This is a genomic window from Xanthomonas sp. SHU 308 (genome assembly GCF_000364645.1).
Classification (GTDB): Bacteria; Pseudomonadota; Gammaproteobacteria; order Xanthomonadales; family Xanthomonadaceae; genus Xanthomonas_A; species Xanthomonas_A sontii.
This window is the reverse complement of the sequence record NZ_AQOK01000095.1, coordinates 1-7,069: the sequence shown is the minus strand read 5'-3', so window position 1 is coordinate 7,069 and position 7,069 is coordinate 1. Positions and strand designations below refer to the sequence as shown.

General features: G+C 70.5%; 9 protein-coding genes. 3 read left to right on the top strand and 6 right to left on the bottom strand.

The annotated features are described in order from the left end of the window. The 3 genes from D588_RS0104300 to D588_RS0104290 form a co-directional block, all read right to left on the bottom strand. A partial coding sequence (locus D588_RS0104300) for a Sir2 family NAD-dependent protein deacetylase (protein WP_017915098.1) occupies positions 1 to 471 on the bottom strand: 471 nt, incomplete at its 3' end. Between the two features lie 163 nt (positions 472 to 634). Next, entirely contained in the window at positions 635 to 1,066 is a 432-nt protein-coding gene (locus D588_RS0104295; RefSeq protein ID WP_017908249.1) for an organic hydroperoxide resistance protein, read from the bottom strand. Positions 1,067 to 1,153: 87 nt separating this feature from the next. Beyond that, complete coding sequence (locus D588_RS0104290) at positions 1,154 to 1,612, bottom strand: MarR family transcriptional regulator (RefSeq protein ID WP_017908250.1); 459 nt, start codon at positions 1,610 to 1,612, stop codon at positions 1,154 to 1,156. A 139-nt stretch (positions 1,613 to 1,751) separates the two neighbouring features. Here D588_RS0104290 and D588_RS0104285 point away from each other — a divergent pair, with 139 nt between their 5' ends. Further along, a complete protein-coding gene (locus D588_RS0104285; protein WP_017915097.1) occupies positions 1,752 to 2,150 on the top strand; it encodes a hypothetical protein in 399 nt (132 codons plus the stop codon). A gap of 28 nt (positions 2,151 to 2,178) precedes the next feature. On the opposite strand, the gene zapE is transcribed toward D588_RS0104285, so the two are convergent. After that, a complete protein-coding gene (gene zapE / locus D588_RS0104280; protein ID WP_017915096.1) occupies positions 2,179 to 3,276 on the bottom strand; it encodes a cell division protein ZapE in 1,098 nt (365 codons plus the stop codon). Continuing rightward, entirely contained in the window at positions 3,273 to 3,938 is a 666-nt protein-coding gene (locus D588_RS0104275) for a CocE/NonD family hydrolase (RefSeq protein ID WP_017915095.1), read from the bottom strand. The genes zapE and D588_RS0104275 overlap by 4 nt, the downstream gene beginning before the upstream one ends. Before the next feature lie 86 nt (positions 3,939 to 4,024). Between D588_RS0104275 and D588_RS0104270 the strand changes: the two genes are divergently transcribed. Beyond that, the gene (locus tag D588_RS0104270) at positions 4,025 to 4,888 is read left to right on the top strand and encodes a membrane protein (protein ID WP_026143364.1); all 864 of its coding nucleotides are present in this window, start codon (positions 4,025 to 4,027) and stop codon (positions 4,886 to 4,888) included. Between the two features lie 196 nt (positions 4,889 to 5,084). On the opposite strand, the gene D588_RS0104265 is transcribed toward D588_RS0104270, so the two are convergent. Beyond that, complete coding sequence (locus D588_RS0104265) at positions 5,085 to 6,410, bottom strand: GTP-binding protein (RefSeq protein ID WP_026143363.1); 1,326 nt, start codon at positions 6,408 to 6,410, stop codon at positions 5,085 to 5,087. A 75-nt stretch (positions 6,411 to 6,485) separates the two neighbouring features. Between D588_RS0104265 and D588_RS0104260 the strand changes: the two genes are divergently transcribed. Continuing rightward, positions 6,486 to 6,869, top strand: coding sequence for a MerC domain-containing protein (locus D588_RS0104260; RefSeq protein ID WP_017911918.1), 384 nt, complete (start codon positions 6,486 to 6,488; stop codon positions 6,867 to 6,869). The last annotated feature ends 200 nt before the right edge of the window (positions 6,870 to 7,069 follow it).

Here is a 7,069-nt window from a genome sequence, read left to right as displayed (position 1 = left end):
CACCGGCGGCACCAGGCGCTGGCTGGGCGTGTGCACGTCGATCGGCGGCAGCAAGCCGCGCCAGGGCTGGCCGCAGTCGCTGCAGCGCAGCGCCGACAGCCGGCCGTGCACGTGCGCGGCGACCTCGCTGCCGGCACGCTGGTGCAGGTCGTCCACGTTCTGGGTCACCAGGGTGGTGTGGCGGACCTCGGCCAGGCGTGCCAGCGCCAGGTGCCCGGCGTGCGGCTGGGCCTGCGCCACGATCGCCATGCGCCAGCGGTACCAACCCCAGACCAGGGCGGGGTCGGCACGCCAGGCGTCCTCGGTGGCCAGTTGCTCGGGATCGAAGCGCGACCACAGGCTGTCGTCCTGGCCACGGAAGGTCGGTACCCCGCTCTCGGCGGACATGCCGGCACCGGTCAGCACCAGCAGACGGCGTGCGCCCTGGATGAAGGCGGCGACGGTCTCGGCGTTGTAGGCGGAACTGAGCATGGCGCGCCCGATTTGATCAAGCTCACACTATTGCACCCCCGCGGGGTGGTCTCAATGTGCGTGGCAACACGCGCCGCGCCCACAACGCGAACGGGCGGCCACTGGCCGCCCGTCGTGTGTCGCCCTGGACCGGCGCAGGCGCCGGCCCGGACATCGCGCTGGCTCAGTCGAGCACGACCAGCTTGACGTCGATGTTGCCGCGGGTGGCGTTGGAGTACGGGCACACCTGGTGCGCCTTCTCCACCAGCGATTCCAGCGTCGCACGCTCCAGGCCCGGCGCGGCGATGCGCAGTTCCACGGCAATGCCGAAGCCGCCCGGGATCTGGCCGATGCCGACATGACCCTCGATGCTCGTCTCGGCCGGCAGCGCCACCTTCTCCTGCCCGGCGACGAACTTCAGCGCACCGATGAAGCAGGCCGAGTAGCCGGCCGCGAACAGCTGCTCCGGGTTGGTGCCGTCGCCGCCGGCGCCGCCGAGTTCGCGCGGGGTCGACAGCTTGACGTCCAGCGCCTTGTCCGGGGTGGCGGCGCGGCCGTCGCGGCCCCCGGTGGCGGTGGCAGTGGCGGTGTAGGCGATGGTGGTCGGTGAAGCCATGGTGGTTCTCCTTCGAGGGCGGCGCCGCGGCGCCATGGGGTAGAGGGAAATGCGTAGAGGGAAATGCGCGATCGGGACGGGAATCGGTCAGGCCGCAGCCTGCAGCTTGCCGCGGACCTCTTCCAGGTCGTGCTTGAGCCGGGTCAGTTGCTGCAGGTCGCAGGCGACCGCGCACAGCACGCCTTCCGGCACCGCCTGCGCGCGCGCGCGCAGCGCCTGGCCGTCGGCGGTCAGCGCGATCAGCACGCGGCGCTCGTCCTCGGCGGCGCGGCTGCGGGTCAGCAGACCGATCGCCTCCAGGCGCTTGAGCAAGGGGGTCAGCGTGGCCGAATCCAGGAACAGCTTCTCGCCGATGTCCGAGACGCTGCGCTGGTCCTGCTCCCACAGCACCAGCATCACCAAGTACTGCGGATAGGTCAGGCCGAGGTCGCGCAGCAGCCCGCGGTAGAGCTTGTGCATGGCCAGGTTGGCCGAATACAGCGCGAAGCACAGCTGGGTATCCAGCTTCAGCAGGGCGGTGGCGTCGGGGGCAGAGGTACGGTCCATGGGCACCACATTACATAGCGCGCGATTTAATAGCAAGCGATATTTTTGACCTGCCTACTCCTCGCTGAAGCCGGCCGCCCTCCCCCTTGTGCTGCGAGCGACGCAGGACGACGCTGCGCGCAACTCGAGGAGCTTCCGCATGCGCGCATCGTTCCTGCTGCTGGCCGCGCTAGGCGCTGCCCCCATCGTGCCCAAGGCCGTGCCCAACACCCTGCCCGACGGCCCGGTGCTGATCGGTGCCGGCGCCGACGCGCTGGCCCGGGAAACCCGTCGCCAGTGCCCCGGCGTGCCGACCGACCGGCTCACCCCGGCCGATCTGCTCGATGCCGAGGAGACGTTTCGCGATGGGCTGTCCGCGGCGCAGCGCCAGGCCATGGATCGGCAGTTGCCGCAGGACGGCGCGTCCGGGCCGGCCCGCTGCGCGCACAGCGCAGGCGGCGCCGGTTGTCCGGCGGCCGCCTACCTGGAAGAGATCGCCGGCGCAGGCCTGATGCCGCGCTTCGTCGCCGGGCTGTGTGCGCCCGGCGCGGTGCGCTGAGCGCACGCCGCGGACATCGGCTCTGCGCTCAGACCCGGTGCGCTGCCGCCAGGTACTCGGCGCTCTGCATTTCGATCAGGCGCGAGGCGGTGCGCTCGAACGCACCGGCCAGGCGCTCGCCGGTGTACAGCAGCGGCGGCGGATCCTGCGCGGTGCAGACCAGGTTGACGTGGCGGTCGTACAGCTCGTCGATCAGGTTGACGAAGCGCCGCGCCGCATCCTCGTTCATGCGGTCGAAGTGCGGGATGCCGCCGAGCAGCACGGTGGTGAACTCGTGCGCGATCTCGATGTAGTCGCTGGGACCGCGCGGGCCTTCGCACAAGGCGACGAAATCGAACCAGACGATGCTCTTGCCGCGCGCACGCACCGGGATCTTGCGCCCTTCCAGTTCGATGTTGCCGCGGCGCGCCTCGGCATTGCCGGTCAGCGCGCCCCAGCGCTCGCCCAGCCAGGCATCGCTGTCCTCGGCCAGCGGCGCGCGGTACACCGGCGAACGGGTCAGCGCGCGCATGCGGTAGTCCTCGGCGCCCTCGGCGTACAGCTCCACGCAATAGGTCTGCAGCAAGCCGATCGCCGGCAGGAAGCTCTCGCGCTGCAGGCCGTTGAGGTACAGGTTCTGCGGCGCGGTGTTGGAGGTGGTGACCAGGGTCACGCCCTCGGCGAACAGGCGCTCGAGCAGGCGCGACAGCAGCATCGCATCGCCGATGTCGGTGACGAAGAACTCGTCCAGCACCAGCACGCGCAGCCGGCTGCGCCACTCCTGCGCGATCTTCGCCAGCGGATCGCTCTGCCCGGCGTGCTCGCGCAGGCGCTCGTGCACGCCGCGCATGAAGCGGTGGAAATGCGTGCGGTACTTCCGCGCGATCGGCAGGCCGTCGTAGAACAGATCGACCAGGAAGGTCTTGCCGCGGCCGACCCCGCCCCAGAAATACAGCCCGCGCACCGGCTCGGGCTTCTTCCAGAACGCCGACAGCCGGTCCAGCCAGCCCTCCTGGTCGCCGTCCACGATCGCGGTATGGATGCGGTCCAGTTCGGCCAGCGCCGCCTGCTGCGCCGGATCGTCGCGCCAGTCGCCGCGCGCCACGCCTTCGGCGTAGCGCTGCGACGGCAATGCCGCCGCGCTCACGCCTGTGCCGCCGGCAGCCAGGCCTTGACCGCGTGCTGCAACGCGCCGCGCAGATCGATCAGCTTGCGATGGAAGAAATGGCTGGTGTCGGGCATGCGCACCAGTTGCGGTTGCGCCTCCAAAGTGTCCAGCCAGTCGTACACGGCCTGCGGGTCGACGATCTCGTCGGCCTCGCCCTGGATCCCCAGCCACTGCGGCGGCGGCGCCATGCCGGAAAAATCCCAGCGCCCGGCCGGCGGCGCGATCGAGATCAGCACCTGCGGCTGCAGCGCGGCGCTGGCGCGCAGCGAGACGTAGGCGCCGAAGCTGAAACCTGCGAGCCACAGCGCGTCGTGCGGACGCTGATCGCGCACCCAGGCGGCCACCGCGGCCAGGTCCTGCTGCTCGCCGTCGCCGTGGTCGAAGCTGCCGGCAGACGCGCCGACGCTGCGGAAGTTGAAGCGCACCACGCGCACGCCCAGCTCGCGCAGCGCGCGCGCGACCATGGTCACCACCTTGTTGTGCATGCTGCCGCCCTCGGTGGACAGCGGATGGCAGACGATGGCGGTGACCGGCAGCGCGGCGACGTCGGCGTCGGGCAGATCGACCGCGGCCTCGATCGGGCCGGCGGGGCCTTGCAGCGTCAGTGCGCCGGAAGCGGTGGGGAAAGCGGGAGAGGTCATGCGGTCATAATACCGGGGCTGGGTCGCGGCCACATGCCGAAGCGGTGCACGCAGCGTTCTTTTTCCTCCCGATCCGGATCCTGCGTGTGGTCTTCGTCCTGTTGAGTGTGGTGTGCAGCGTGCTGGTCTCGGCGCTGCTGAAGCTGGCGCCGCAGCGGCGCATCGACCTGGCCCAGGCGGTGACCTGGAACTACCTGGCGGCGCTGCTGCTGTGCGCCGCCCTGCTGCAGCCGCCGCTGGCCGCACTGGGCGATGCGCACACGCCGTGGGTGTCGCTGCTGGCGCTGGGCGTGTTGCTGCCGAGCCTGTTCCTGGTGCTGGGCCGCGCGGTGGCCAACGCCGGCATCGTGCGCACCGACGCGGCGCAGCGGCTGTCGCTGCTGCTGTCGCTGGCGGCGGCCTTCCTCTGGTTCGGCGAACGCGCCAACGGCGCCAAGCTGGCCGGCCTGGCGCTGGGCCTGCTGGCGATCGTCGGCATCGTGCAGCGGCCGCAGGCGGCCGCGCACAGCACCGCACGCACCGCGCCGTGGCTGCTGCTGGTATGGGTCGGCTTCGCCGCGATCGACGTGCTGCTCAAGCGCATCGCCCAGGCCGGCACACCGTTCGCCGCCTCGCTGCTGGTCGCCTTCGCGCTGGCTTTCGTGCTGCTGCTGGGCGTGCAACTGTGGCGCCACCTGCGCGGCACCGTCCCGTCGGCCTGGCGCAACCTCGGCGCCGGCCTGCTGCTGGGCGCGCTCAACTTCGGCAACATCCTGTTCTACGTGCGCGCGCACCAGGCCCTGCCGGACAGCCCGGCCAGCGTGTTCGCGGCGATGAACCTGGGTGTGATCGGCCTGGGTACCCTGCTCGGCATCGCCGTGTTCGGCGAACGCACCAACCGCTGGAACCGCCTCGGCCTGCTGCTGGCGGTGCCGGCGATCGTCCTGATCGCGATGGGCACGCGCGTCTAGCCCACAGCGCGCCTGCGCATCGACGCGCGACTTCCGCATCCCACCCGCCTCAGCGCATCCAGGCTGGAGACGGACCGCCGCAAATCGAGCAACGGCACCGGAATCACGGTGGGGCGCCCTGGCGCAGGCAACGAACCATCAGCACCCGCACCCCGCTCTTACGATTCCCCACTCCCGATTCCCCATTCCCGGCCCTTCAGCGCCTCCACACCGGAAACGGATCTTCCAAGCCCTGCCACACCACCGGCCCCTGCCGCAGTTCGGCATCGTCGAGCAGGCAGGCATCGAGTTCGGCACGCACCCGCGCCGTGTCCAGGCCGACGCCGATCACCGCCAGTTCCTGGCGGCGATCGCCCCACAGCGGATGCCACATCGCCCGCAGCGCCGCGTACTCGCGCGCATCGCCAACCTCCTCGGCCTGCGGCGGCGGCGCGTTCCAGCACGCGGTCTGCTGGCGCTGCCAGCCCAGCTCGGTATACGGCAGCGGCGACGGCGGCAACGCCAGCGGGGTATCCAGCAGGCCGCGATCCACGCGCTCGCGCGCCGCATACCAGAAGCCGGCGGCCTGGGTCTGGGTGGCCGCACCGACGATGGACAGCTCGCCGACCCAGTCCATGCGGCTGGCCAGCCAGAAGAAGCCCTTGCTGCGGATCACGTCGCGCAGCCCGCGCTGCGCCAGCCGCGCGAAGCGCAGCGGATGGAACGGCCGGCGCGCGCGATAGACGAAGCTTTCGATGCCGAACTGTTCGGTCTCCGGCGCGTGCTCGCCGCGCAGCGCCTGCATCCAGCCCGGCGCCAGCTGCGCGCGCACGAAGTCGAAGCGGCCGGTGTCCAGCACCAGCTCCAGCGGCACGTCGCCGCGGCTGGCCTCGACGATGCGCGCATCGCGGTTGAGCGCGCGCAGCACCGCGCGGGTGCGGTCGAGCGTGACCGTATCGGTCAGGTCGGCCTTGCTGATGACGATCACGTCGGCGAACTCGATCTGCTCCACCAGCAGGTTGACCAGCCCGCGCTCGTCGTCGTCCCCGGCCTGCAGGCCGCGGTCGGCCAGGCGCTCGGCCGAGCCGAAGTCGCGCAGGAAGCTGACCCCGTCGACCACGGTGAGCATGGTGTCCAGGCGCGCGACGTCGGCCAGGCCGCGGCCGTCGGCATCGCGCACAGCGAAGGTGGCCGCCACCGGCATGGGTTCGGAGATGCCGGTGGATTCGATCAGCAGGTAGTCGTAGCGGCCGCTCTCGGCTAGGCGCTGCACCTCCTGGCGCAGGTCGTCGCGCAGGGTGCAGCAGATGCAGCCGTTGCTGAACTCGACCAGGGTCTCTTCGGTGCGGCTGAGCGCGGCGCCGCCGTCGCGGATCAGCGCCGCGTCGATGTTGACCTCGCTCATGTCGTTGACGATCACCGCCACCCGGCGCCCATCGCGGTTGTGCAGCACGCGGTTGAGCAGGGTGGTCTTGCCGGCACCCAGGAAGCCAGACAGGACGGTGACGGGGAGGCGGCGATCGGAAATGGCGGCGTTGGACATGGCGAGCATCGGCGCGGAGGCGTGGCGGGCTAGAAATGTTACTATATAACATTTGAAGCATTGGAGTGGACGTCCATGAAATCCCTGCCGCAATCCTTCTTCGACGCCTCGGCGATGGTGTTGTCCGGGCTGTGTCTGCTGCACTGCCTGGCGTTGCCGTTGCTGGCCGCGGCGCTGCCGTTGTTCGGCGTCTGGGCCGAGGCCGAGTGGGTGCACGTGGTGTTCGTGGCCATCGCCGCGCCGTTGGCGGGGCTGGCGCTGTGGCGCGGGCACCGGCGCGATGCGCTGCCCTGGCCGCTGTGGACGCTGGCGGCACTGGGCCTGCTCGGTCTGCTGGCCGGCGCTTTCGGCATTCCCGACGAGGCCAGCGAGACCGCGATGACGGTGAGCGGCAGCCTGGCGTTGGCCAGTGCGCACCTGTGGAACTGGCGCCGGCATCGGCGGCGTTGCCGGCATTGAGCCTGGGTGCACGCGCACGCTACAACGTATGGCGTGCGGTCGCCGAACGGCAACATGATCAAGGCGCGGTTTGCTGTGGCGGTCGCCTTGGCAGTTGCCGTCGCTTCTGCTGTTGCTGTGCCTTGGCGGTTGCCGTTGTTGTTGCTTAGCTTTGGCTCTTGTTTTTGATTTACCGGGTTCCCTTCCGAAGCGGCGGCCAG